Raw genomic sequence first — 25,574 nt, forward strand, 5'->3', positions numbered from 1 at the left:
CGGCAACGGTCGCCGGTGCGATACAGGCGCTCACCGTTGACCATCAGGAAGCGCTCGGCAGTCAGGTCGGCGCGCTTCAAGTAACCCCGTGCCACGCCGACGCCGCCGATGTACAGCTCGCCGATGCTGCCAATCGGCAGCGGTTGCTGGGCATCATCGAGGATATGCAGGCGCAGGTTGGCGATAGGCTTGCCGATTGGTACGAGCGTGTCGTTGACCGAACAACGCCATACCGACACGTCGATGGCCGCTTCGGTTGGGCCGTACAGATTGACCAGCGCGGCCGGGTGCTGGGACATGAACCGCTGCACCAGATCCACCGGCAACGCCTCGCCGCTGGCAAACACCTGGCGCAGGCTGCGGCAGTTGACCAGGCTCGGCTCTTCGACGAAGACCCGCAGCATCGACGGCACGAAATGCAGGGTGGTGACCTGTTCCTGCTGGATCAACTGGCTCAGGTAGGCCGGGTCGCGATGGCCATCCGGACGCGCAACCACGAGGGTTGCGCCGGTGATCAGCGGCCAGAAGAATTCCCATACCGACACGTCGAAGCTGTACGGGGTCTTTTGCAGCACGCGGTCATCCGGGCCAATCGGGAACGCGTCCTGCATCCAATGCAGGCGGTTCATCAGGGCGCCGTGTTCGTTCATCACGCCTTTGGGCTGGCCGGTGGAACCGGAGGTGTAGAGCACGTAGGCCAGGTCGCTGGCCTCCACGCTCAGTGGCTCGCCGTTTGCAGCCGCGGGCAGCGTTTCCAGGGTCCAGGCGGTATGCCCGACGGGCAAATGTGACAGCCATTGCGGTTGCGTCAGCGTCACCTGGGCCTCGGCGTCGGCAATCAGGAACGCCAAACGTGCAGCCGGCAACTCAGGATCCAGCGGCAACCACGCGGCACCGGCATGCACCACACCGAGCAAGGCCACGACCATGTCCACCGAGCGCTCCATGCACACCGGCACAATCGACTCGCGACCGATACCCGCCGCACGCAAGGCACGGGCGACGCGTTGAGCGCGCTGGTCCAGCTCGGCGTAGCTCAGGCGCTGGCCTTCGAACACCAGCGCCGGCGCGTTGGGCGTCAGGGCGGCTTGCTGGCTCAGCGCCGTGTGCAAGTTCGTCGGGCCGGAATAATGACGCTCGGTGGCATTCCACCGAGCAAGTTGCGCGTGGTCCTGCTGCTGCGGGAACAACTCGACCAGTGCACGCTCCGGCGCGGCGATCAACGCATCCAGGAGCGCACACCACTGCGCGCTCCAGCGCTGCATCGTAGCGGCGCTGAACAATGCCGTCTGATATTCCAGCGCCAGGGTCATGTCGCTGCCGTCGTCGTGGACTTCCCAGCTTTGCTCGAACTTGGCGTCAATGGCTGGCAGGGGCTGTTCTGTGAGGTCCAGGCCCGGCCATTGGCGGCTGTCCATGCGGCCGTGGTTGAGGGAGAACAGCACTTGGAACAACGGTGTGCGGTTCAAGTCGCGTCGCTGGGTGATGGCGCCGACCAGCGTGGCGAACGGCAGGTCGGCGTGGGCCTGAGCGGTGCGCAGGTCAGCCTCCAGGGCCGCCAGCAAGGCCGACGCCGGGGCCTGTTGATCGACCTCGCAGCGGATCACCAATGTGTTGACCAGGCAGGCCAGCAGCGCCTGGGTTTGCGGCTGCTCGCGCTGATCGGACGGGGTACCCAGGCGAATATCGCGCTGGCCGCTGTAACGGGCGAGCAGGGCGCTCAACGCACTCGCCAGCACCACATACGGCGTGGTGCCCCGTAAGCGGGCAAATTGGCGGATCGCGGCTGAGCGTTCGGTGCCCAGGCTGATGTGCAGTTGCCCGGCACGCCGATCGACTTCAGCTGCACGGGGTTGGTCCAGGGGCAGGTCGAGTGAGTAATCGTCCGCGCCCAGATGATTTTTCCAGTAATCCAGGCTGGCCTGGCGACGGGCCTGGGTCTGCGGGTGTTGTTGCCACAGGGCGAAATCAACGTAGTCGAGGTCCAGTGGTGCCCAGTCGGGTGCCTGCCCGTCCCGTCCGGCACGGTAGGCCTGCGCCAATTCGTCGATCAGCAACTGCATGGCCCAGCCATCGGTGGCGCTGTGGTGCAGGCACAGCAGCAAGCGGTTTTCGTCACTGTCCTGACGTTGCAGCAACTGGGCGCGCCACGGTGCGGCAGTGGCCAGGTCGAACGGGGCCATCAAGTCGGCTTCGGCGCGGCTGCACGCGGTCTCCCAGTCATCGGTGGCGACCGAGGTCACACGCAGCGCCGGGCCTTGCGGATCAATCAGCAACCGCGCTTCGCCAGCGATCTCAACGATGCGGCTGCGCAGCACCAGATGGCGTTCGCTGACCTGGTCGAAGGCGCGGCGCAAGGCGGGCAGGTCCAGCGCGCCCTTCAAGGTCAGGGCGAACGGCATGTGGTACTCGCGGGAGTCCGGTACCAGACGGCTGAGCATCCAGAAGCGGTGTTGCGCCAGGCCCAGCGGCAAGGCTGCCGGACGCGGTTGTGCCGTGAACTCCTCACTTGGCAAGGCGTCGCGCAAGTGTTCGGCCAATGCCGCCACCGTCGGGTGGGCGAACACCAGCGCCAATGGCAATGTAACGCCCAGGCGTTCACGCACTTGGGCGACCAAGCGCGTGGCCAGCAGGGAATGACCACCAAGGTGGAAGAAGTGGTCGTCGAGGCCTACCAACGGGCACGCCAGGACGTCGCTGAATAGTTCGCAGAGCAGCTTTTGCGTAGGCGTGTGCGGTGCCCGATGGGGCTTTTCGCGGCTTGCATCGGGCAGGTTGATGGCAGCGAGCGCTTTGCGGTCGAGCTTGCCGTTGCTGTTGAGCGGCAGGTGGTCGAGTCGCACCAGCAGGCCCGGCAGCATGTGCGTGGGCAAGTGGTCGCCAAGGCCGGCGCGCAGGGTCGCTTCATCCGCATCGCCACTCCAGAAACTCACCAGGCGATGGTCCAGCAGCAGAGTAGCGGCGTCGCGCACGTTTGGCTGGGCCAGCAGGGCGGCATCGATCTCGCCGAGTTCGATACGTTGGCCGCGCAGCTTGACCTGATGGTCGAGGCGGCCGAGGTAATCGATATTGCCGTCGGCCAGGAAACGGCAACGGTCGCCGGTGCGATACAGGCGCTCACCGTTGACCATCAGGAAGCGCTCGGCAGTCAGGTCGGCGCGCTTCAAGTAACCCCGTGCCACGCCGACGCCGCCGATGTACAGCTCGCCGATGCTGCCAATCGGCAGCGGTTGCTGGGCATCATCGAGGATATGCAGGCGCAGGTTGGCGATAGGCTTGCCGATTGGTACGAGCGTGTCGTTGACCGAACAACGCCATACCGACACGTCGATGGCCGCTTCGGTTGGGCCGTACAGATTGACCAGCGCGGCCGGGTGCTGGGACATGAACCGCTGCACCAGATCCACCGGCAACGCCTCGCCGCTGGCAAACACCTGGCGCAGGCTGCGGCAGTTGACCAGGCTCGGCTCTTCGACGAAGACCCGCAGCATCGACGGCACGAAATGCAGGGTGGTGACCTGTTCCTGCTGGATCAACTGGCTCAGGTAGGCCGGGTCGCGATGGCCATCCGGACGCGCAACCACGAGGGTTGCGCCGGTGATCAGCGGCCAGAAGAATTCCCATACCGACACGTCGAAGCTGTACGGGGTCTTTTGCAGCACGCGGTCATCCGGGCCAATCGGGAACGCGTCCTGCATCCAATGCAGGCGGTTCATCAGGGCGCCGTGTTCGTTCATCACGCCTTTGGGCTGGCCGGTGGAACCGGAGGTGTAGAGCACGTAGGCCAGGTCGCTGGCCTCCACGCTCAGTGGCTCGCCGTTTGCAGCCGCGGGCAGCGTTTCCAGGGTCCAGGCGGTATGCCCGACGGGCAAATGTGACAGCCATTGCGGTTGCGTCAGCGTCACCTGGGCCTCGGCGTCGGCAATCAGGAACGCCAAACGTGCAGCCGGCAACTCAGGATCCAGCGGCAACCACGCGGCACCGGCATGCACCACACCGAGCAAGGCCACGACCATGTCCACCGAGCGCTCCATGCACACCGGCACAATCGACTCGCGACCGATGCCCGCCGCACGCAAGGCGCGGGCGACGCGTTGGGCGCGCTGGTCCAGCTCGGCGTAGCTCAGGCGCTGGCCTTCAAACACCAGCGCCGGCGCGTTCGGTGTCAGGGCGGCTTGCTGGCTCAGGGCTGTACGCAGGTCTTGCGGGCCAGGGTAATGACGCTCAGTGGTGTTCCACGCCAACTGTTGTTGACGCTCTGCGACGGCCAACGGCGACCAGTCAGTCAAACGCGTCTGTGGCGCTTCCAGCATGCTTTCCAGCAGGGCTTGCCATTGCGCCAGCCAACGCTCGGCGGTGGCCTGGGTAAACAGTGCGCTGCGGTATTCAAGCAATACCGACAACACCTCGCCGTCATGCACTTCCCAGTTCAGGTCGAACTTGGTGGCGTCGGCCGTCACCGCACGTTCGCTCACCTGCAACTGCGGCCACTGGCTGGCACCGGTGTTGGCGTTCTGCATCACGAACAGCACTTGGAACAACGGTGTCTGGCCAAGGCTGCGTTCCGGTGCCAGGTGTTCGACCACCTGATCGAACGGCACGTCCTGATGCTGTTGCGCATCCAGAACGGTGTTGCGCACCTGATCGAGCAGACCGATGAAGTCCAGGCCCGGCGCCAGGTCGGCGCGCATCACCAAGGTGTTGACGAAGCACCCGATCAGCGGTTGCAACTCGGCCAATGGCCGCTGGGCCACCGGGCTGCCGAAACGCACATCGCGCTGGTTGGCGTAGCGCCCCAGCAGCAGTTGCGCGGCGCTGAGCAGCAGCATGTACAGCGTGGCGCCACGTTGCTGGGCAAACTGGCGCAAACGACCGCTCAGTTCTGCGGGCAACTGCAGTTGGACGGAACCGGCACGCGGGTCAAGGACGTGCGGGCGTGGCTGGTCGGTGGGCAGTTCCAGTTGGTAACTGCCGTCTTCCAGCTGAGTGCGCCAGTAGGCCAATTGGCTGTCGAACAGTGCTTGCTGGGCCGACTCGCGCTGCCAGAGCGCGTAATCCGGGTATTGCAACGCCAGCGCCGGCAGGTGGGCGGCGTGGCCCTGGCAGTCGGCGCTGTAGCACTGGGCCAATTCGTCGAGCAGGTTTTGTGTGGAAGCATCGTCTGTCGCGCAGTGATGCAAGGTAAGGACCAGCAATGCCTGGCGGTTGCGCTGAAGCAACGCGGCGCGAATCGGCACCTCGTGCGCCAGGTCAAAGCGCTGCGCGGTAGCGGCCTGGATCGCGGCGTCGGTCAGTTGCTGCCAGCGTTCATCGCTGACAGCATCCCACTGCGCCACCGCCAATGTCAGTTCACCCTGCGGCTCAATCACCAACGCCAGCTCGCCGTCGGCTTCACGCAGGATGCGACTGCGCAGGATTTCGTGACGTTGGATCACGGTGTTCAACGCTGATTGCAACGCCTGGACATTCAACTCACCGTCGAACTGCACGGCGCTGACGACGTTGTATTCGCTGGCGCCACTCAGTTGTTCGAGGAACCACAGGCGCTGTTGTTCGAACGACAACGGCAAGCGCGCGGGGCGAGTCATGGGGACGAACGTCGCGGCAGGTGCTTGCAGCGGTTGCGCCAATAGCGCCGCCAAAGCCTGCAAGGTGGGGTGTTCAAACACCGCGCGCAGCGGCGGCACCGTGGAAAATTGCTGACGCAGGCGGGCAAACAGCACGGCCGCGAGCAACGAATGGCCACCCAGGTAAAAGAATTGGCTGTCTCGCCCAATGGCGCCCAACGGCACATTCAATAGCTCTGCCCACAAGGCCGCGAGCTGGCGTTCGGCGTCGGTGCGCGGTGGGTCTTCGGCGTTCGGTTCAGCCTGGATATCTGGTGCGGGCAGGGCCTTGCGATTGAGTTTGCCGTTGTCGGTCAGCGGCAGTTCGTCCAGCACCACAAACGCCGACGGCACCATGTAGTCGGGCAGGGCGGCGCCAAGGCGGTTACGCCAGGCATTCATATCGGCCGGTTGATCACAGGTGACGTACGCCACCAGGCGCTTGTCGCCCTGTACGTCTTCACGGGCCAGTACCACCGCCTGGCGCACGCCGGGTTGTGCGCCGATCAAGGCTTCGATCTCGCCCAGCTCGACGCGGAAACCGCGGATTTTCACCTGGTGGTCCATGCGCCCGAGGTATTCCAGCTGGCCGTCCGGCAGCCAGCGCACCAGGTCACCGGACTTGTACATGCGCGCCTGCGGCAGTGGCGAGAACGGGTCGTTGATAAACACTTTGGCGGTTTGTTCGGCGCGGTTGAGGTAACCCAGGGTCACCCCGGCGCCGCCGATATGCAGCTCGCCAGGCACACCCACCGGCATCGGATTCAAGAACGCATCCAGCACATAGGTGCGTACGTTGGCGATTGGCCGGCCAATGATCGGCCGTTGCGGGAAGTCGTCCACCGCGCATCCGGTGGCGTCCACGGTGCACTCGGTTGGGCCGTAGGTATTGAAGAAACGGCTGCCGCTGATCGACGGCAAACGCTGCCACAGTTGCGCGTCCACCGCATCACCGCCAAACAGCACGAAGCGCGGCAGGTAGGTTTCACCACGGCGCACGCCGTCGGTTTCGAGCAGGCTTTTAAGCTGCGCCGGGGTGCATTCGAACGCGTCCAGTCGGGTTTCCTGGAAGAACTGCGCCAGTGCTGCAGGGTCGTAGCGCACGTCTTCCGGCGTCAGGTACAGGCTGTGGCCGTCGAGCAGCAGAATCAATTCCGCCACCGAGCTATCAAAGGCGAACGAATAGTTGAAGCTGGTGCGCATCGGCTGGTCGGTGTAGCGGCGATACAGGCCATGGATCCGCGCCCAGGCCAGGTTGACCACCGACGTGTGGGTGACCAGGGTGCCCTTGGGCTTACCCGTGGAGCCCGAGGTGTACATGATGTAGGCCAGGTCATCCGGGCCGGCCAATGCTGCGGGGTTGCTCTCAGGCTGAGCGGCCAATAGCGCGGCATCGGCGTCCAGGCGCAGGCGCGGTAAGTCGCCGCCCAACTGTTCAAGCAGGCCCTGCTGGCCGAGGAACAGCGCGGGTTGCGCATCTTCGAGCATGTAGGCCAAGCGTTCGGCCGGGTAGCCAGGGTCCAGCGGCACATAGGCGCCACCGGCCTTCAGGATGCCCAACAGGCCGATCAACAACTCCAGGGAACGCTCCACACACAACGCCACCGGGCAATTGGCGACCACCCCTTGGGCGCGTAGGTAATGTGCGACCTGGTTGGCACGGCGATTCAGTTCGGCGTAGCTCAGGCGCTGGCCTTCAAAGCACAACGCATCGCGCTGCGGCGTGCGTTCGGCCTGCTGTTCAAACAACTGGGCGAACGTCAGGTGCTGCGGCACGTCCATTTCGGTGCGGTTCCACTCGACCACGGTGCGCTGCCATTCAGCCGGCATCAGCAGCGGCAAGGCGGCGACCGGGCGTTGCGGCTCGGCGAGCATCTGTTGCAGCAGGTGTTCCAGGCGCGCGAGCGTCTGGCGGGCGCTGTCCTGGGTGAACAGGTCAAGGGCGAACATCAGCTCCAGCTGAATCGGCGCATTGGCCGGGCACAGCACGTGCAGGTCCAGGTCGCACTCGGAGTGCTTGAGCGGCGTGTCCAGGGCTTCGAAGGCCAGCCCCGGGAATTGCAGGCGGGACTCCATGGCCAATTGCTGCGCGACCATCACTTGATACAGCGGCGCATGGCTGAGGCTGCGCGGCAGTTGCAGGCTGTCGACCAGTTGTTCGAAGGGCAGGTCCTGATGCTGCAGGCCTTCGCGCAGCCGCGTGGCGACCTGGCTGACCACGGCGCTGAAATCCGCCTGGGCGGTGAAGTCGGCACGGATCGCCAGGTTGTTGAGCAAGATCCCCAACAGACCTTCGGTGCCCGGTTGCTCGCGGTGAGTGACCGGTGTACCGATCAACACCGTGGCATCGCCGCTCAAGCGGTGCATCAGCACGGCAAAGCCCGCGAACACCACGCTGAACGGCGTGGTGCCGAGGCGGCTGGCCAGCGCCTGCACGCGGCCACTCAAGTCGGCACTCAGCTCGCGTTGTACCAGGCCGGCGAGATAGCTCTGCACCGAGGGCCGAGGATGGTCGGTGGGCAACGCCAGCAGCGGGCTGGCGTCCTGGTCGCGACGGTCGAGGGTGCGGGTCCAGTAATCCAGTTGGCGCTTGAGTTCGGCGCCTTGCAGATGGTCACGCTGCCACAGGGCGAAATCGGCGTATTGCAGCGGCAACGCCGCTAATTGCGCCGCGTTGCCGTTGCAACGGGCCTCGTAACCCAAGGCCAGCTCACGCAGGGCGATGGTCGCCGACCAGGCGTCGGAGACCAGGTGATGCAGGGCGATGCCCAGCACGTGTTCGCCCGGTGCCACTTTGAGCAGGCGGGCGCGCAGCAGCGGTGGCTCGGTCAGGTCGAAGGGCTGTTCAAAGGTGGCTTGCAGCGCCGTGAATTGCGCGCCTTCACGGGCGGTTGCGCCCAGGCCGGACAGGTCTTCAAACGGCAGTGCAACTTCCAGTGCGTCGCTGATGTGCTGGCTCGGCACGCCATCCACGCTGCGGATACCGGTGCGCAGGATCTCGTGGCGCGCGAGCAAATCATTCAGGCTGGCGTTCAGCGCCGGGACGTTGAGTTCACCCTTGAGGTGCAGGGCAAACGGGATATTGAACAACGTGGTGCCTGGGGTCAGTTGTTCGATAAACCACAGGCGTTGTTGCGAGAACGACAACGGCAGCAGGGCAGGGCGCGCCTTGGCGTGCGGCGTGTCGAGGGCGACGGCTTGCGGTGCAGCCGCTTGCGCTTCGCGTTCGGCGATGGCCACGGCCAGCAGGGCGACGGTCGGCTGTTCGAACAGCACGCGCAACGGCAGGTCGAGTTTGAACTGGCTGCGCAGGCGCGCGACGATCTGGGTGGCCAGCAGCGAGTGGCCGCCTAGGGTGAAGAAATTGTCTTCCACGCCGACACTGTCGCGTCCGAGTACGTCGGCCCACACCTTGGCGATGGTGGCTTCGTGTTCGTTGCGCGGCGCAAGGCTTTCCCGGGTATCGGCCTGCCAGTTCAGTTGCAGCGCGGCCAAGGCTTTGCGGTCGACTTTGCCGTTGTTGTTCAGGGGCAAGCGTTCCAGGCATTCGAACGCGGCCGGGACCATGTAAGGCGGCAGTTGTGCGCGCAGGTGTTCACTCAGGCCGGTGCTGCCCAGCGTGTCGTCGTGGGCTGACCAATAGGCCACGAGCCAGGCTTCGCCCGCGCTGTTCTCGCGCAGCAATACCGCGGCTTCACGCACGTTCGGGTGCTGGGCCAGTCGGTGTTCGATTTCGGTCAGTTCGATGCGGTGGCCACGCAATTTCACTTGCTGGTCGCGACGGCCGAGGTACTCGATCACGCCGTCGGCGCACCAGCGGCCGAGGTCGCCGGTGCGGTACAGACGACCGTCGATCTGTGGGTGCTGGATGAATGCCTCGGTGGTGCGCTGCGGGTCGTGCAGGTAACCACGGCCGACGCCGACGCCACCGACGCAGATTTCCCCAGCCACGCCGATTGGCACCGGGCGCAGGGCCTCATCGAGCACATAAAGGCGGTTGTTGGCCGTGGGTTGGCCTATGGGCATATGGCTGACGTTGGCGTGCGGCGCCTGGGTAATCGGCTGGAACGCCACGTCGTCGGCGCACTCGGCTGGGCCGTAGGCGTTCATCAGCGCGATGTCCGGGAAGCGTGCGAACCAGTCGCGCGCCACGGTCGGCGGCAGCGCCTCGCCAGTCGGTAGTACCCAGCGCAGGTCAGGCAACTGAAGGTCGCACGGGCACAGCGCAAGCAGCGTGCGCATCAGGCTCGGGACGATTTCCAGTACGTTGAGGCGTTCGCTGGCCAGCACTTGCAGCAGGCGTTGCGGATCGTGGGCCACTTCGTCCGGCAGAATATGCACGGTGGCGCCCAACACCGGCGCCGCGAGAAATTGCCACACGGAAATATCGAAGGCCACCGAGGCGGTCTGCGGAATACGGTCATTGGCGCTCAGCCCCAGGGCCGGGACTTTACCGAAGATGTTATTGAGCATGCCGCGTTGTTCGATCATCACGCCCTTGGGCGTACCGGTCGAGCCCGAAGTGAACAGCACGTAGGCCAGGCTGTCCGGGCCGCCGGCCAGCGTGAATGGCGCGTCGTTGGGCGTGTTCCAGGCGGCTTCGGCGAACAGGGCCGTAGGCGCGTGCTCGAGGCCGCTGAGCAGTGGGTCGAGCAGGCCACGGCACTCTTCACTCGCCACCAGCAGCGGGGCGCGGGACAGGTTGAGGATCTCGCGCAGACGCTCAGGCGGGTGGTTGACCTCCAGCGGCAGCATCGCGGCGCCGGCCTTGAACACGGCAATCATGCTGGTCAATAACGCCAGGCCACGGGGGGCGACCAGCGCGACCAATTGATCGGCACCCGCACCGGCTGTGCGCAGGGCCTGGGCCAGGCGCGTGGCACGCAAGTCGAGCTCGGCATAGGTCAGGGATTCACCGGCGCAGATCGCGGCAATTTGATCGCCACGCTCGGCGACCTGGGCGGCAAACAGCTCGGCGTAGCTTTTATGCAGCGGGAAATCGTGGGGGTTGAGTGCCCACTCGCCAAGCAATTGCTGGCGCTCGTCGGCGGCCAGCAGCTCGAAGCTGCCCAGCGGCGCTTCAGGCGCGGCGAGCATGCCGCGTACCAGGCTGGCCAAGTGGCCGAGCAGGCGCTGCACCGTATCCGCTTCAAAACGCTCGCGGTCGTAGGACACGCGAATGCCGAGCTGCTCGCCGGGCAGGATCACCACGGTCAAGCCATAGTGGGTGTGCACACTGTGGTCCATTCCGTCGAGGCTGAACTCAAAACCGCCGTCCAGAATCTGTTCATCGATCGGCGCGTTTTCAAACACCAGAATGCTGTCGAACAGCGTTTCGCCACGGGGGAAATCGCTCCAGCCCTGGATATCGGTCAGCGGCGTGTGCTCGAAGTCGCGCATCTCGACGTTCAGCCCCTGCAACGCCGTGAGCCAGTCACCCAAGGTCGCCTGCGGGTCGACGCTGACCCGCAGTGGCAGGGTGTTGATGAACAGGCCAATCATCTCGGCGACGCCGGTCAACTCAGCGGGACGCCCCGCCACGGTGACGCCGAAGACCACGTCACGCTGGCCGCTGTAGCGCGACAACAACAGGGACCAGACGCCCTGGAAGAAGGTATTGGGAGTGATCCGGCGGTGACGGCAAAAAGCGGCCAAGGCCTGGGTGTCGTCTTCGCTCAGATGGATCAACTGGTCGGCCACCCGCACCGCGTCGGTGTAGCGGTCGCGGCTTACGCCGTTGTCCACGGTCAGCGGCGTGGGGGCGTTGAGCCCCTGCAATTGGCCGCGCCAGAACTGCTCAGCCTTGCCCGCGTCCTGGCGTTGCAGCCATTGAATGTAGTCCCGAAATGGGCGTGGGCTTTTGATCTGTGGCGTACGGTCGTTGCACAGTGCTTCGTAGACCTTGAGAAAGTCCACGGTCACCAGGGAAATACACCAGGCGTCCATCAGAATGTGATGGAAACTGCGGATGAACTCATAGGACTCATCCGCCAGGCGCACCAGGCGGAAGCGAATCAAGGGTGGCTTGGACAGGTTGAAGCCGATTTTCTGCTCGTTTTCGAGCAGGCTGCGAATCCGCGCCTCCTGCTCATGGGGAGCCAGGCCGCGCAGATCGAGGGTGTCCAGCGGCACCTTGACCTCGCGGTGGATCACCTGCACCGGTTGCTTCTGGGTTTTCCACTGGAAGCTGGCGCGTAGCGACGGGTGCAGCGCCACCACCTGGCGCCAGGACTCAAGGAATGCGCCTTCATCAATGGCCCCACCGATGCGGTAGCGATCCTGCATCAAATACACGCCGGAGTCTTCATGCAGCAGGGAATGGAACAGCATCCCTTGTTGCAGCGGTGACAGCGGGTAAACATCTTCGATCGGATTGCTGGTGGTCTTTTCGGTGGTCATTCAAAACGTCCTGCAGAAAAAGGGGCAACGGCGATGGGCGTGGCGGTTACAGGTCGGCGTCGTTGAGCTCGGCCATCAGCGCGTTCAGTTCATCTTGCGACATGCCCGAGGCACTGAATTCGGTGCTCTCAGTGTCGACATGCCGGGCGTGCAGCGGCTGGGCGACATGGGCCATGGCGGCGATGGTCTGGTGTTCGAACACATGCTTGGCCGACAGCGCAATGCCTTGTTCGTGGGCCTGGGCCACCACTTGCAGGCTAAGGATCGAGTCGCCCCCCATGGCAAAGAAGCTCTCGGTGACGCTGACGCTGTCGAGCTTCAAGACCTTGGTGACTATGGCGTGCAAGGTGGTTTCCATCGGCGTGCGCGGGGCGACATGGGTGCTTTGGTCGAACTGGTCCGGGTCTGGCAGTTGGCGGGTATCGAGTTTGCCGTTGGGGGTGCGTGGGAAGGCTGACAATGTCAGCACCCGCGTTGGCACCATGTACGACGGCAGTCGCTCGCCGAGGTAGCGCTTGAGGGCTTCTGAATCCGGCGCGTAGCCATGGGCGGCGAGCACATAGGCCAGCAGACGCTTGCCGGCGGGTTGCTCCTGCACAATCACGGCGGCTTCGCGCACGTCACTGTGGCTGCACAGTTGTCGCTCGATCTCGCCGAGTTCGATGCGATAGCCGCGCAATTTGACCTGATGGTCCTTGCGCCCCAGGAACGCCAGGCGCCCATCGGCCAGCCAGCAGGCCAGATCACCGGTGCGGTAGGCGCGGGTGCCGTCGGCCAGGGTGACAAAGGCCTTGGCGGTTTCCTCGGGCTTATTGCGATAACCACGGGCCAGGGTTGGGCCGGCCAGCACGATTTCACCGGGTTCGCCGATGCCGCTGGTGATGTCGTGTTCATTCAAGACGCGCAGGTCCATGCCGGCAATCGGGCGGCCGATGGTCAAGGCGCGGTCGGGGCTCAGTACATCGTAGGTCGCCCACACGGTGGCTTCAGTAGGACCGTATTCGTTGACCAGCAGCGTGTGGGGCAGGGTGTTGCTGTGCTGGGCGATCAACGACGGCGGGCAGGCTTCCCCGGCAACGATCCAGCATTGCAGGCTGTCGGCGCTGCCGAGTTGATCCAGCAACGCTTGATACAACGAGGGCAGCGACAGGCCGTGGCTGACCTGGTGTTGGGCGATCAAGTGCGACAGGCGCGCCATGTCCAGCTCTTCGCCGGGTGCCGGCAATACCAGGCGGCCGCCTTGGGCCAGGGTCCAGAAAATCCCGGCCACGGAGCTGTCGAAGGCAAACGAGGACAGCAGCAGGTAAGCGCTCACCGGCGCTTCATACGCCGCCATGCGCACCTGGGTGGAATAGCTCAAGGCAGCGTGGCTGATTTCGACGGCTTTCGGTGCACCGGTGGAACCGGAGGTGTAGATCAGGTACGCGAGGTCGTCGGCACGCGGCAGCGGCAATGGCGGCAGGTTCTTGGGGGCGTGCAAGTCGTCCAGCACAAAGCTCCGCAGGCCGGCCGGCACGCTATCGGCCAGCTCAGGGCTGACGACGATGTGCGCAATGGCGCTGTCGGCGAGCATGTAGGCGCGACGGTCCTGCGGATAAGTCGGGTCCACCGGCACATAGGCACCACCGGCCTTCAACACGGCAAGCAGCGCGACGATCGCGGCGTTGCCACGGGGGAACAGGATACCGACCGGCACACCGGCACGGATGCCGGCGGCCACCAGTTGGTGCGCCAACTGCGTGGCGCTTGCGTCCAGTTGCGCGTAGCTCAGGTCGCCCTGCGGGTCGCTCAGGGCGATGGCGGTTGGCTGTAGTTGCACTTGGCGGCCGATCAGTTCAACAAGCGTCACGGCTTCTATCACCGGCGGTTGTGCCTGGGGGGCGATGATCTGCGCTTGCAGCGGCCCGCCCATGGGCAACTGCGCCCAGGCCTGGTGCGGTGCGGCCAACGCGGAGTGCAGCAACTGCGCCCACTGTTCGGCAAGGCAGGCGGCCGCCTTGTGGCTGAGCAGATGGCGATCGTAGATGATCTGCGCGTTGAGCCGCTCGGGACCTTGATGAACGTGCAGGCACGCCTTGGCCGGGCTCATTACCACACTGGCGTCGCGTTCGCGCGCATCGCTGGCACGCCAGGCGAAGGCATAACCGCCCTTGAGGTCCTGGGTGTAATAGTCCTGCCAGCCTGTGGCCTGTTCGACCAGGGCGCTGACATGGCGGCTTTGTTCCAGCAAGGTCGCCTGGGCTTGCAGGTCGATCCGCACAGGCAAGGTTTGCTCGAACAGGCCCAAGGCGTTGTCGAGTTCCGGGCCGCGACTGGCATGGATCAGGGTGATCGGCACCTGCTGTTGACCGGACAACCGCCCGAGCAGCACCGCCCAGGCCGCCAGCATCAGCTCAGCGGTCAGTACCGGGTGGTGGGGCAGGTGCACGTCGATGCGCTGCGGGCTGAATCCACCGGGGCGGGGCGTTTCCAGCGACAGTTGCAAGCTGTGCTGTTCGCTGTCGGCTGAGGGTTTCCAGAACATTGCGCCGGGGTGTTCGGGCTCGTCTTCGGCAAGGCTCCAGCGCCACTCGGCGTAATCGGCGTATTGAAGGGTTTCGGACAGGTCCGGCGGGGTGTCTTGCAGCAGGGCAATGGCCACCAGTTTCAGGCTGGCGAGGTCAAGATGGCTGCTGGCGGCGGCCAGGTGCAGCACGTGCCCCTCGGTCAGTTGCACCAGCGTCACGGCCAGCGGCGCGGTCCCGTTCAAGGTGGCCAAGGCAACCTGCTGATCGGCTGGGCTGAGGTGGCGCAGGTCCTTAACGCCCACGCTCAGCGCGGCCTGGTCGTGAATCACTTGCACCGGATGGCGCAGGCCTGGCACCGGAGTCAGCTGTGTGCGCAGTATTTCGCTGCCGCTGACCAATGCCTGCAGGCGCTGGGATAGGGTGTTGGCGTCTACCGCCTGGGCGATGGTCCATTGCAGTTGGCAACTGAACGTGTGTTCGGTTGCGCCATCGAGGTGCGGGTAAAGCGACGCTTGTTGCGGTGAGATACGAAAGCCTTGAAGTCCGTTCATGTTCAGCTCAACTGCAAAATGGGGTTGATAGCGGTCAGACAGCCACGTCGGCGGACAGCAAGGCCTCGGCCATGCCGGTCATGATTGCGCGTTTGCCGGTAAACGGTTCGCGACCGTGCACCGCAAGCATGTTGTCGATAAACAGCACGTCGCCCTGTTGCCAGGAGAAACGCACCAGCGAATCCAGGTAGGCGGCGCGCAGCGACGCCAGCACCTCCGGTTCGATCGGTGTGCCGTCGCCGTAGAAGGTGTTGGTCGGCAGGTCGAGGTCGTTGAAGTTGCCTTGCAGCGAATCGCGGATGGCCGGCGGCAGGGTGCTGATGTGAAAAAACGTCGCGTGGTTGAACCAGACTTCTTCGCCGGTACGCGGATGGCGTACCACTGCCGGGCCTCGTTGGCGGGTGCGCAGGCGGTTGTTTTCTTTCCATTCCACTTCGATGCCGACGCTGGCGCAGTAGGCTTCGACTTCGCTGCGGTCGGCGGACTGGAAGACGCTCTGCCACGGCAGGCCGAAACCGTCGCCGTAATTGCGCACGTAGAGCACGCCTTTTTCACGAAAACGCGCCTCGATGTCGGCGCTGATCCGGGCCTTGACTGCGCGGGTTGAACCGATCGGGGTTTCGCCGCCGGTCTCGGACGGCAGTTGGCAATAGAAGAACAGGCGCAGCGGGAAACGCGGCGAATAGGAGTGTTCGTTATGCGGGAAAATCATCTGGTCGGCCGGGTAGTCGGTCGAGGTGTAGATGTTGCCGCCGACCCGGGTGCGCGGGGAGGCGCGGAACATATATTCCAGGGCACCGGGGGACAGGGCAGCGATGACGTGGTCGAATTGTTCCACCGACGCGACGTCGAATCCGCGGAACAGCAGGGCGCCGTATTGCAGCAGCTTCCGTTCCAGGGCTTCGCGTTCACGGGTAGCCCAGGCCACCAGATCGACGCCGCTGACTGCGGGTTCGATCACCAACGGCAAGGCGTGATCGGGGCTGAGCAGGCGTTCGCTGACCAGTTGCTGGGGGGCAACGTTCATGGCTTTGCGGCGCACACTGCCCAGTGTGCGGGGTGCTGGGGGCACGATAGGCATACAAGCATCCACCTTGATCAAAGGGTCAGTGAGCGACGTTTGGTTTGCAGCAACTGACTGCGACCGGCGAGGGCGTGGGACTGCTGGCTTTCGCGCTGGAAAGCTTGATCCCAATCGTCAAGGCGCTGGGCCAGGGCGGGCAGGGACTCGCCGAGCAGATCACGAACTTCGCCGAGTAGGCCGCTCCACAAATGCTGCAGGCGCAAGGCTCGGGGCTGATCGAAGTACTCGCCACGGTATTTGAGCGTGGCATCAATGCCGTGGCCGGCATGCACCAGGTCGAGCACCAGATGGAAGTCTCCCGGCGCCTGCGCAACGTCCATGCTCGTCAGTTGTGCACCGGCAAGAGTGACCGGCGCAACCCGCGACGGTTGATAGTTGAGCTTGACCTGGAACAGCGGCGAATGGCCGGCGCGCCGGGTTGGGGCCAGCGCCGCGACAACCAGGTCAAACGGCAGGTCCTGGTGGGCATACGCCAGTCGCGCCTCATCGCGCACGTGCGCGAAAAAATCCGCCAGCGTCCCTTCCCCGGCTATCTCACAGCGCAGGGTCAGCTGGTTGACAAAGAAGCCGATCACCTCGTTGTGCGCGGCCAGCGGACGGCCGCTCACATCAGTGCCGAGCAGAAAACGTTGCTGGCCGCCCAATTGCTTGAGCACCAGTTGATAGCTGGCCAACAGCAGCATGAACAGCGTCATGCCGTGTTCACGGGCGACGCAGGCGAGCGTGTCGCAGGTGGCTTGCGGCAGGCTGAAATTCAGGCTGTGTTCGCCGTGGGTAGTGCCGCTGCCGCCCAGGTCCAAGGTTTGCGGCACATCGGCCAGGTGTTCGCGCCAGAAATCCTGGTGCGTGGCGATGCGCTGGTCTGTCCAGTGCGCGGCTTCCCAACGGGCAAAGTCCAGATATTGCACCGGCGTTTCATTGGCGGCCTGGGCCGCCAGTTCAGCCAGCAGCAGTTGTGCGGAGCGGCCGTCGAAGGCGATGTGGTGCAGGGTCAGCAGCAGGTCGTGCTGGTGATCGTGGCTGATCAGGTGGGCGCGTAGCAGTGGGCCTTGCTTGAGGTCGACCGGGGTGGCGTGTTCCTGGGCCAGGCAGTCCGCCAATTGATCATGGAGGGTCAAACGCACGTTGCTGGCCGGCAGCACCTGTTGCTGCGGGCCATCAACGCTATCGTGATAGACCGTGCGCAGCACACTGTGACGCTCGACCAGGGCATTGAGCCGTTGCGACAAGACGTCCCTGTCAACTGGGCCTTGCAGCTTCAGGTGCAATACCAGGTTGTGGTGGGTGTCCTGCGGGTTCAACTGGTGCAGGAACCACAGGCGACGCTGGGCGAAGGATTGGCGGCGAGGGTGGGGGGTAGCGTCTGATTCGAGGCGGGCACCGGGCGCCGGAGTCCCGAGGTACACGAGCAGCGCCTGCGCCCATTCGGCCAGGCGTCGTTCGCCGAACAGACTCTGGGTGTCGAGGTCCCAGCCCAGGTCGCGGTGCAGGCGCGCGGCAAAATCGGCAATGCCGATGGAGTCCAGGCCCAAGCCGATCAGACTGAGCTCGACGTCGACGCTGAGGTACGGATTGACCTCGATCAGCGTCTGTTCCAGCCACTGCTGGCAGGCCGAAAGGCTCGGCTGCCGGCGCAGTTGCTCGATAGCGATGCGTTCAACGGGCGTGCTTGCCTGCCCGCCGCTCTGGGCGATGATGCTCAGGGTGCCGGCCGCCCATTGGTTGCGCGCACCCTGGCGGGCGATCTTGCCGCTGGTGGTCATCGGGATGGTGCCGGCTTCCACCAGCACAATCTGGTCGATGCCGCAGTCGGCCGCTTCACGCACGGCGGTTTGCATCGACGCGAACAGCGCCGGGTGATGTGCCGGGTCGACAAACTTGCGCTGCGGCTCGGCAACGATCACCAGTTTCTCGCGGCCGAGCAGCGGGTCCATCTCCGAGAAGGCCGCGATGCGTCCGGTGCGGATGCCCGGCTCACTGTCGGTGATCGCAAACTCGATATCGTGGGGGTAAAGGTTGCGGCCGTTGAGGATCAGCAGGTCTTTGAGGCGGCCGCAGATGACGATTTGACCTTCATGCATGAAACCCAGGTCACCTGAGCGCAGGTAATAGCCGGGCTCACCGACTATCTGCGCCTCGAACGCGTAGCGGCTGGCATCGGGGTTTTTCCAGTAGGCCTCGGCGTTGCTCGGGCCTTGCAGCCAGACTTCGCCGATGCGGTCGACGGCGCAGCGTTCGTGGGTGTTCGGGTCCGCAATGGCGATGGTGTGAAGCGCTTGCGGGTAGCCACAGGCGACAAATTCAACCGCAGTGGCGTCGCCGGACGCCAGGGCCACGTGGCCGGTCTCCAACACGCTTTTGTCCAGGCGCAACACCACCGGGAGGGCTTCGGCGGGCGTTGCGCTGACGCACAGGGTAGCTTCGGCCTGGCCGTAACCGGGGCTGATGGCCATGGGGTTGAGGCCGCACGCGGCAAAGCGTCGGGCGAAGGCGTCGAGGGTGGCCGGGTGGATCGGCTCGGCGCCGTTGATTGCGTGCTGCCAGGCGCTCAGATCGAGCTGGGCGATAAGGCTGTCGCTGACCACGCGGTTGCACAGGGCAAAGGCAAAATTCGGCGCGAAGCTCGCGGTAGCGCGGTAGCGACTCAAGGCCTGCAGCCAGGTGGACGGTGCATTCACGAAGGTCTGCGAGGCCATCAGGTAGCACGGCATGCCGCTGTAGAGCGGGGCGAGTACGCCGCCGATCAGGCCCATGTCGTGGTACAGCGGCAGCCAGTTGACCATGGCGCCGTGCTCATCGAAACCGTAGGCCTTGCGCATCAATTCGACGTTGGCGATCAGGTTGCGCTGGCGCACTTCGACGCCTTTGGGCGTGCCGGTGGAGCCCGATGTGTATTGCAGGAACGCCACGCTGGCGCCGTCGATCGCCGGCCGTTGCCACGTGTCAGGCGCCGGGGTGCCGAGGTTGTTGACGGTCAACACATCGACGCGATGTTCAACCAATTCGCGTAGACCTTCGCAATGATCCAAGGGCGCGAGGATCAGCGCTGGCTGCGCATCGATCACGACATTGCGCACGCGATCCAGATGGCGCGGCTTGCGGGACGGCGGCGGGAACAGCGGCACGGCGATCAGCCCCGCATACAAGCAGGCGCAGAACGCGCGTGCATAGTCGAGGCTGCTCGGCAGCATCAACAACACGCGGTCGCCTGGACTGCAACGCGCCTGCAAGGCGGCCGCCAGGGATTGGGACTGCTCGTGCAGTTGGGCAAACGTGAGGGTTTCGCCGATCTCGACGCCGTCCGGCAGGAAATGCAAGGCAGCACGCTGCGGGAAGTGCAGGGCGTTAGCCTCCAGCACTTCGATCCAGTGATTGAATGCAAACATGGTGGGATTTACGCCATGGCCACGATGACTTTACGGTCACCGGTATAAGGATTGCGCCCGTGGGCGACCAGTCGGTTGTCGAGCATCAGAATGTCGCCGGGTTCCCAAGGGAAGCTGACGGCGGTCTGGTCATAGACCGCACGCACCGTATCGAGCATCGCATCGGGAATCGCCGAGCCGTCGCCGAAATACACATGGCGCGGCAGGTTCTCTTCACCGACGGCCGCCAGCAGGCTGGCACGCACGGCGGGTTCAATGGCCGAGACGTGAAACAGGTGCGCCTGGTTGAACCAGACCCACTCGCCGGTCTCGGGGTGCTGCAACACGGCGGCGCAGCGTTGGCGGGTCCGTAGGTCGCCGTCGGCCTTCCATTCCCACTCGATGTCGTTGTCCTGGCAATAGCGTTCGACCTGGGCGCGGTCTTCGGTGTTGAACACTTTTTGCCAGGGCAGGTCGAGGGCCCCGCTGTAGTTGCGCACGTAGAGCAACTCGCGGCTGGCGAATAGCTCACGAATCTCGGCGGGCATGCGCTGATAGATCAGGCGGCTGTCGCAGATTGGCGTTTCGCCACCGGTTTCACTGGCCTTGATGCAGTGGAACCAGATGCGCGAAGGCCAGGGGCGGGTATAGGCCTGCTCATTGTGCAAAGGGATGAATTGGTGGGCCGGGTATTCCGTCGAGCTGTAGACCCCGGCGAACACTTTGCTACGTGGCGTGGAGCCGAATTCGTAGCTGGCCAGCGGCGCGCCGAAACTGGCGGCAAAGCGTTTGAAGTCGATTGGGGTGGGGACGTTGAAGCCGCGAAACAGCACGCCGCCCACCGTACGCAGGCTGTCATCAAGGCTGTCGCGGATCGACGGCTCGAGCGCATGGATCGATTGGCCTGGGGCAGCCTGCACACACCTTGGCAATACCGCTGCGCCGTGGGCTTGATCCTTGATTGAAACAGGCTCGGAACGTCCGTTCGGGTGTTCGATTGAGGTCATCCTTTGCACATCCTGTTTATTTTTCTTGGCTCTGTAGCAACGTGACAGCAGGCCGTTAAAACTGGGCAGTGGCCTCGGCGAGACTTTGAAACCTAATGTGTATATGTGAATACAGAAAGTATATTAGGTGTGAATGAGAGGGATTATCAATACTATTCCTTTAATATTTTTTTTCGACTAGACTCCGCCCCGCTGGGAAAAAACAGCGATTTGCCAACGGATAAAAATACAAATAACTGCGGTAGGGGAGCGGGGCGTGAATTACAAAATTAATACACTTGCGTTGGCGGTAGGCTCAGCCATGTACCTGTTGAACAGCGCATGGGCGGACGATCAACCCGCCGCACTGGAGATTGCGCCGGTCACCGTCACCGGCGAAAAGATCAACCGCTCGCTTGAGAAGACCCAGTCGAGCGTGGCCGTCGTGACCGAACAGCAACTGCGCGACAAGGCCGATCACAACCTGATCGACGTATTCGCCCGCACCCCTGGCGTGTACAACCAAGCCGGTAACGAAAACTGGGGTATCCGTGGTGTGCCGGTGTCGGGTTTCGATGACCAGGGCCCGGCGACCTTGAACGGCGCGGTGTCGGTGTACGTCGATGGCGCCCAACAACCGAACCGGGCGCTGACGTTGAGCCCGATCGGCCTGTGGGACACGGAGCAGGTTGAAGTCTTCCTCGGCCCGCAGTCCACCACCCAAGGCCGCAATTCCCTGGCCGGCGCGGTGGTGATCCAGACCAAGAACCCAACCTTCGACCCATCCTTCTCCGCCCAGACCAACATCGGCAACTACGGTGAGCGCGGTGTAGCCGTGGCCGGCGGTGGCTCGATCGTCGACGACAAGATCGCCGGCCGCATCGCCATCGATACCCAGGACGGCGACGGTTATATCCGCAACACCACCAATCACGACGATGCCAACCCGCACCGCACGAGCAACTATCGCGGCAAGTTGTTGATCACGCCGAACGACGACACCGATGTGCTGTTGACCTACGCACACAACGAACACCGTCAGGGCGACAACTCGATCACCCGCATCGGCGACAAGGTCCAGTATTACAAGATCGCCTCGAACACCAAGGCCTACGACAACCTTAACCAGGACACCTTGAGCGCGAAGATCGACTGGCGTCTCAACGATGCCTGGACACTGACCAACCTGACCACCTACACCCACTCGGACTACACCGCGCGCAAGGACTTCGACCAGACCGCCACGGCGAACAACGAGATCCTGCGTAACCAGGCTGGCAACATGTTCAGCCAGGAACTGCGCCTGGGTTATGAGTCCGACACGATCCGCAGCTTCGGTGGCGTGTATTTTGGCCGCACCACCAACAGCTTCCACGATCGCTTGCTGTTCAACAATGTGCAACGCGGTGCAGCCAAAGGCGATGTCGCTATCAACAACGCCGCGCTGTTCGGCGAGGTGGACTGGGATTTCGCGCCGAACTGGACTTTGATCACCGGCCTGCGCTACGACTACGAAACCAACGACACCGATATCGAGCAGGATGACTTCTCCAGCCCTGGCAAGGTCAAGAAATCCTTCAGCGCACTCTTGCCGAAACTGGGCGTCGATTATCAGTTCATTCCTGATCAGTACGTCGGTTTCATGGTGCAGAAAGGCTACCGAGGCGGTGGCGTCAACGTGCGTGCCGGTGGCGGCCACGAGGCTTACGATCCGGAGTACACCACCAACTACGAGCTGTCGTATCGGGGTTCGTTCCTCGAGAAGAGCCTGCGTGCGCGCGCCAACCTGTACTACACCGATTGGAAAGACCAGCAGGTCAGCGTGCTCGACCCGTCGGGCAATTTCTTCCTTGTGTACAACGCCGGTCGCAGCGACATCAAGGGCCTGGAAGTCAGCGTCGAAAAAGACTTCGGTGAGCAGTTGACCCTCAACATCGGCGGCGCCATCACCGATGCCAAATACAAGGATTTCAACACCGGCGACGGCCTGGATCGTAGCGGCCAGCCATTCCTCTACTCGCCGAAATACAAAATGTCGGTGGGCGGTACCTACCGCTGGAACGACCGCTTGACCCTCAACACCGACCTCACCTACCAGAGCACCGCGCCGTCCGACTTCGAGTTCGACGCCAACGGCAACGTCAGCAAAGTACGCCGCAGTGACAACTACGTGCTGACCAACTTCAGCACCGAATACAAGGTGACCAAGAACGTTGCGGTGTCCGGTTACCTGAAAAACGCTTTCGGCAAGGAATACGTCACGAGCAACCGCATTGGCGACATCATCGATGTGGGCGCCCCGCGCACATTCGGCCTGGTACTGCGTTACGACATGTAAGTCGATGGGCGCAGGGATGCGCATTCCCAGCGTCTGGTTTCAAGCTGTTTGCTGCCTGGGGCGCTCGCGCCCAGGCAGTCCCACTTGCTTCCACACCCAGCCTCCATGGAGGATCTCATGAGCGCTTTTTCGAATGCCACGCACGGTGGTGCGCCACAGCTACGCCTGGCGCATACCGGGCTGTCCCAACCTTATTGCCTGGACCTGACGCCGATGCTCGAGCGCCAGCAACAGCAGGAATCAAACGCCCGCAGCTACCCCCGACGTATTCCCTTGGTGCTTGAACGTGCCTATGGGATCTACGTACAGGACAGTCGCGGGCAGGTGTTCGTCGATTGCCTGGCCGGCGCCGGAACCCTCGCGTTGGGCCATAACCACCCCGTGGTCATCGAGGCGATCACGCAAGTGATGGCGGCCGGTGTGCCGATGCATACCCTGGACCTGATGACGCCGGTCAAGGATGCCTTTGTCCAGGAAGTCTTCGGCTGCCTGCCGGCAGACTTCGCACGCAACGCGCGCATCCAGTTTTGCGGCCCCAGCGGTGCGGACGCCGTGGAAGCGGCACTCAAACTGACTCGCACCGCCACCGGTCGTCATTCGGTGCTGGCGTTCGAAGGCGCCTATCACGGCATGACCCTGGGCACCTTGGCCATCAGCGGCAACCTGTCACCGAAAAATGCCCTCGGCGCCCTGATGCCGGGCGTGCAACGCCTGCCGTACCCGCATGATTACCGCTGCCCATTTGGCGTCGCCGGCGATCAAGGCGTCACCCTCAACGTGCGCTACCTGGAACATCTGCTCAACGACCCGGAAAGCGGTGTGACGTTGCCGGCTGCGATGATCCTGGAGCCGATCCAGGGCGAGGGCGGTGTGATCGCCGCGCCGGACCGCTGGCTGCAGGAACTGCGACGCTTGACCCGTGCCCACGGTATCCCGCTGATCGTCGACGAAATCCAATGCGGCATTGCCCGCAGCGGCCGTATGTTCGGTTTCGAGCAATCGGGCATCACCCCGGACGTCATCACCTTGTCCAAGGCCATCGGTGGCGGCCTACCGTTGTCGGTCATGGTCTATAACGACGCGCTGGATGTCTGGCAGCCCGGTGCGCATGCCGGCACCTTCCGTGGCAATCAGTTGGCAATGGCGGCGGGTACGGCGACCTTGCGCTTCATCCGCGACAATGACTTGGTGGCCCACGCCGAGACGGTCGGCGCGCACCTGCGCAAGCAGTTGCAGGCGCTGCAAAGTGAATTCACCTGGGTCGGCGACGTGCGCGGCCGCGGCCTGATGCTCGGCATGGAAATCGTCGACCCGTGCGGGGTGCCTGATGTACAAGGGCATCCGCCGGTGGACACTGCGCGGGCCAAGGCTTTCCAGCAGGCGTGCCTCAAACATGGGTTGATCGTCGAGCTGGGTGGGCGTCACGGAGCAACGGTGCGCTTCCTGCCGCCGCTGATCATCACCGAGCAGGAAATTGATTTTGTTGCGCAGATCCTGTTCCAAGCCGCCCACTCGATCACCACGCAGCCCTGATCGAGCGATGCCCGGCGCCTGCCAAAGGCATGGCAGTGCGCATTTTTCAGCGTAAGGACGACACATGCACAAGGCTGTATCGACACTGCTGTTTGCGGCGCTGGCCCTTGGCGGCTGCGACCCTGCGCCGCCGCCCGTTGCGTCCAGGACGCTGCCGGCGCAGGTCAAGACCCTGACCGTACAACCCCGCGCCTTTGCCATGACGGCCGAACTGCCGGGCCGCATCGAACCAGTGCGCGTCGCAGAAGTGCGCGCGCGGGTCGGCGGGGTGGTGCTGGCGCGGCATTTTGTCGAAGGCAGTGACGTCAAGGCCGGCCAGCTGTTATTCAGCATCGACCCGGCACCGCTCAAGGCCAAGTTGATGCGCGTCGAAGGTGACCTGGCCAGGGCCGAGGCGGATGTCTATCGCGCCAATGCGCATGTGCAGCGCTACAAGCAATTGGTCGAGATCAATGCGGTCAGTCCGCAGTTGTTTGATGATGCAATCGCCGACCTCAAACGCGCCAAGGCCGACCGCCTGGCCGCAGAAGCTGACCGGGCGACCGCACAACTCAATCTGGATTACTGCCAGGTGCGTGCGTCGATCAGCGGCCGCATAGGCCGTGCGCTGGTCAGCGAGGGCGCGCTGGTCGGCCAGGACGAAGCCACGCAGATGGCACGGATTCAGCAACTGGACCCGATCTACGCTGACTTCACCCAGCCCGCCGAACAGGTCGTGGCGCTGCGCCAAGCCGTGGCCAACGGCCGCCTGGTGTTAACCGGGGAGGGCGCGGCCCAGGTCTCGCTGCAGGTCGGCAACCCGGCGCAGACTCGCGCGGGCAAGCTGCTGTTCTCCGATATTTCCGTAGACCGCAGCACCGGCCAGGTGACCTTGCGCGGTGAGTTTCCCAACCCCGATAACGTGCTGCTGCCCGGCATGTACGTAAGGGTGGTGGCACCGGCGGGGGTCGACCCACAGGCGCTGTTCGTGCCGCAGCAGGCGGTGCAGCGTGGCACCGACGGACAAGCCCGGCTGATGCTGGTCGACGCCCAAGGCGTGGTACAGGAGCGCATCGTCAGCACCGGCGCGATGCTCGGCCCCGACTGGCAGATCATCCAAGGATTGAAGGCGGGTGAGCGGGTGGTGGTGGAACGGGCCGACAAGCTCAGCGCCGGTAGCAAGGTCAATGTCGATACCCTGGCTGCACGACAGGCCGCAGACTGAA

At 63.9% G+C, this 25,574-nt stretch carries 8 protein-coding genes; 3 read left to right on the forward strand and 5 right to left on the reverse strand.

Features of this window, described 5'->3' with window-relative positions:
- The 5 genes from QCBJ_RS20165 to QCBJ_RS20185 form a co-directional block, all read right to left on the reverse strand.
- The coding region (locus QCBJ_RS20165) for a non-ribosomal peptide synthetase (protein WP_102061454.1) at positions 1–12,005 on the reverse strand (12,005 nt) is incomplete at its 3' end.
- Between the two features lie 46 nt (positions 12,006–12,051).
- Entirely contained in the window at positions 12,052–15,063 is a 3,012-nt protein-coding gene (locus QCBJ_RS20170) for an amino acid adenylation domain-containing protein (protein WP_102061455.1), read from the reverse strand.
- Between the two features lie 34 nt (positions 15,064–15,097).
- Entirely contained in the window at positions 15,098–16,144 is a 1,047-nt protein-coding gene (locus QCBJ_RS20175; RefSeq protein ID WP_102061456.1) for a TauD/TfdA family dioxygenase, read from the reverse strand.
- 17 nt (positions 16,145–16,161) lie between these two features.
- Positions 16,162–19,533: a condensation domain-containing protein gene (locus tag QCBJ_RS20180; protein WP_102061457.1), complete on the reverse strand. Its 3,372-nt coding sequence runs from the start codon at positions 19,531–19,533 to the stop codon at positions 16,162–16,164.
- A gap of 8 nt (positions 19,534–19,541) precedes the next feature.
- Complete coding sequence (locus QCBJ_RS20185; protein WP_093545635.1) at positions 19,542–20,519, reverse strand: TauD/TfdA family dioxygenase; 978 nt, start codon at positions 20,517–20,519, stop codon at positions 19,542–19,544.
- A gap of 256 nt (positions 20,520–20,775) precedes the next feature.
- Here QCBJ_RS20185 and QCBJ_RS20190 point away from each other — a divergent pair, with 256 nt between their 5' ends.
- The 3 genes from QCBJ_RS20190 (at position 20,776) to QCBJ_RS20200 (ending at position 25,573) form a co-directional block, all read left to right on the forward strand.
- Positions 20,776–22,836, forward strand: a complete 2,061-nt coding sequence (locus QCBJ_RS20190) for a TonB-dependent receptor (protein WP_012724381.1) — start codon at positions 20,776–20,778, stop codon at positions 22,834–22,836.
- Positions 22,837–22,953: 117 nt separating this feature from the next.
- Complete coding sequence (locus tag QCBJ_RS20195) at positions 22,954–24,369, forward strand: diaminobutyrate--2-oxoglutarate transaminase (RefSeq protein WP_080567193.1); 1,416 nt, start codon at positions 22,954–22,956, stop codon at positions 24,367–24,369.
- Between the two features lie 64 nt (positions 24,370–24,433).
- On the forward strand, positions 24,434–25,573 hold the full coding sequence (locus QCBJ_RS20200) for an efflux RND transporter periplasmic adaptor subunit (RefSeq protein WP_102061458.1): 1,140 nt from the start codon (positions 24,434–24,436) through the stop codon (positions 25,571–25,573).
- The last annotated feature ends 1 nt before the right edge of the window (position 25,574 follow it).

The sequence above is a fragment of the Pseudomonas sp. QC2 genome (genome assembly GCF_002859085.1).
Taxonomy (GTDB): Bacteria; Pseudomonadota; Gammaproteobacteria; order Pseudomonadales; family Pseudomonadaceae; genus Aquipseudomonas; species Aquipseudomonas petroselini.

Bases quoted from the DNA above. Each gene is read 5' to 3' on its own strand.
- QCBJ_RS20180 (WP_102061457.1), bottom strand. From the start codon at position 19,533: ATGTTTGCATTCAATCACTGGATCGAAGTGCTGGAGGCTAACGCCCTG.
- QCBJ_RS20195 (WP_080567193.1), top strand. From the start codon at position 22,954: ATGAGCGCTTTTTCGAATGCCACGCACGGTGGTGCGCCACAGCTACGC.
- QCBJ_RS20170 (WP_102061455.1), bottom strand. From the start codon at position 15,063: ATGAACGGACTTCAAGGCTTTCGTATCTCACCGCAACAAGCGTCGCTT.
- QCBJ_RS20175 (WP_102061456.1), bottom strand. From the start codon at position 16,144: ATGCCTATCGTGCCCCCAGCACCCCGCACACTGGGCAGTGTGCGCCGC.
- QCBJ_RS20200 (WP_102061458.1), top strand. From the start codon at position 24,434: ATGCACAAGGCTGTATCGACACTGCTGTTTGCGGCGCTGGCCCTTGGC.
- QCBJ_RS20185 (WP_093545635.1), bottom strand. From the start codon at position 20,519: ATGACCTCAATCGAACACCCGAACGGACGTTCCGAGCCTGTTTCAATC.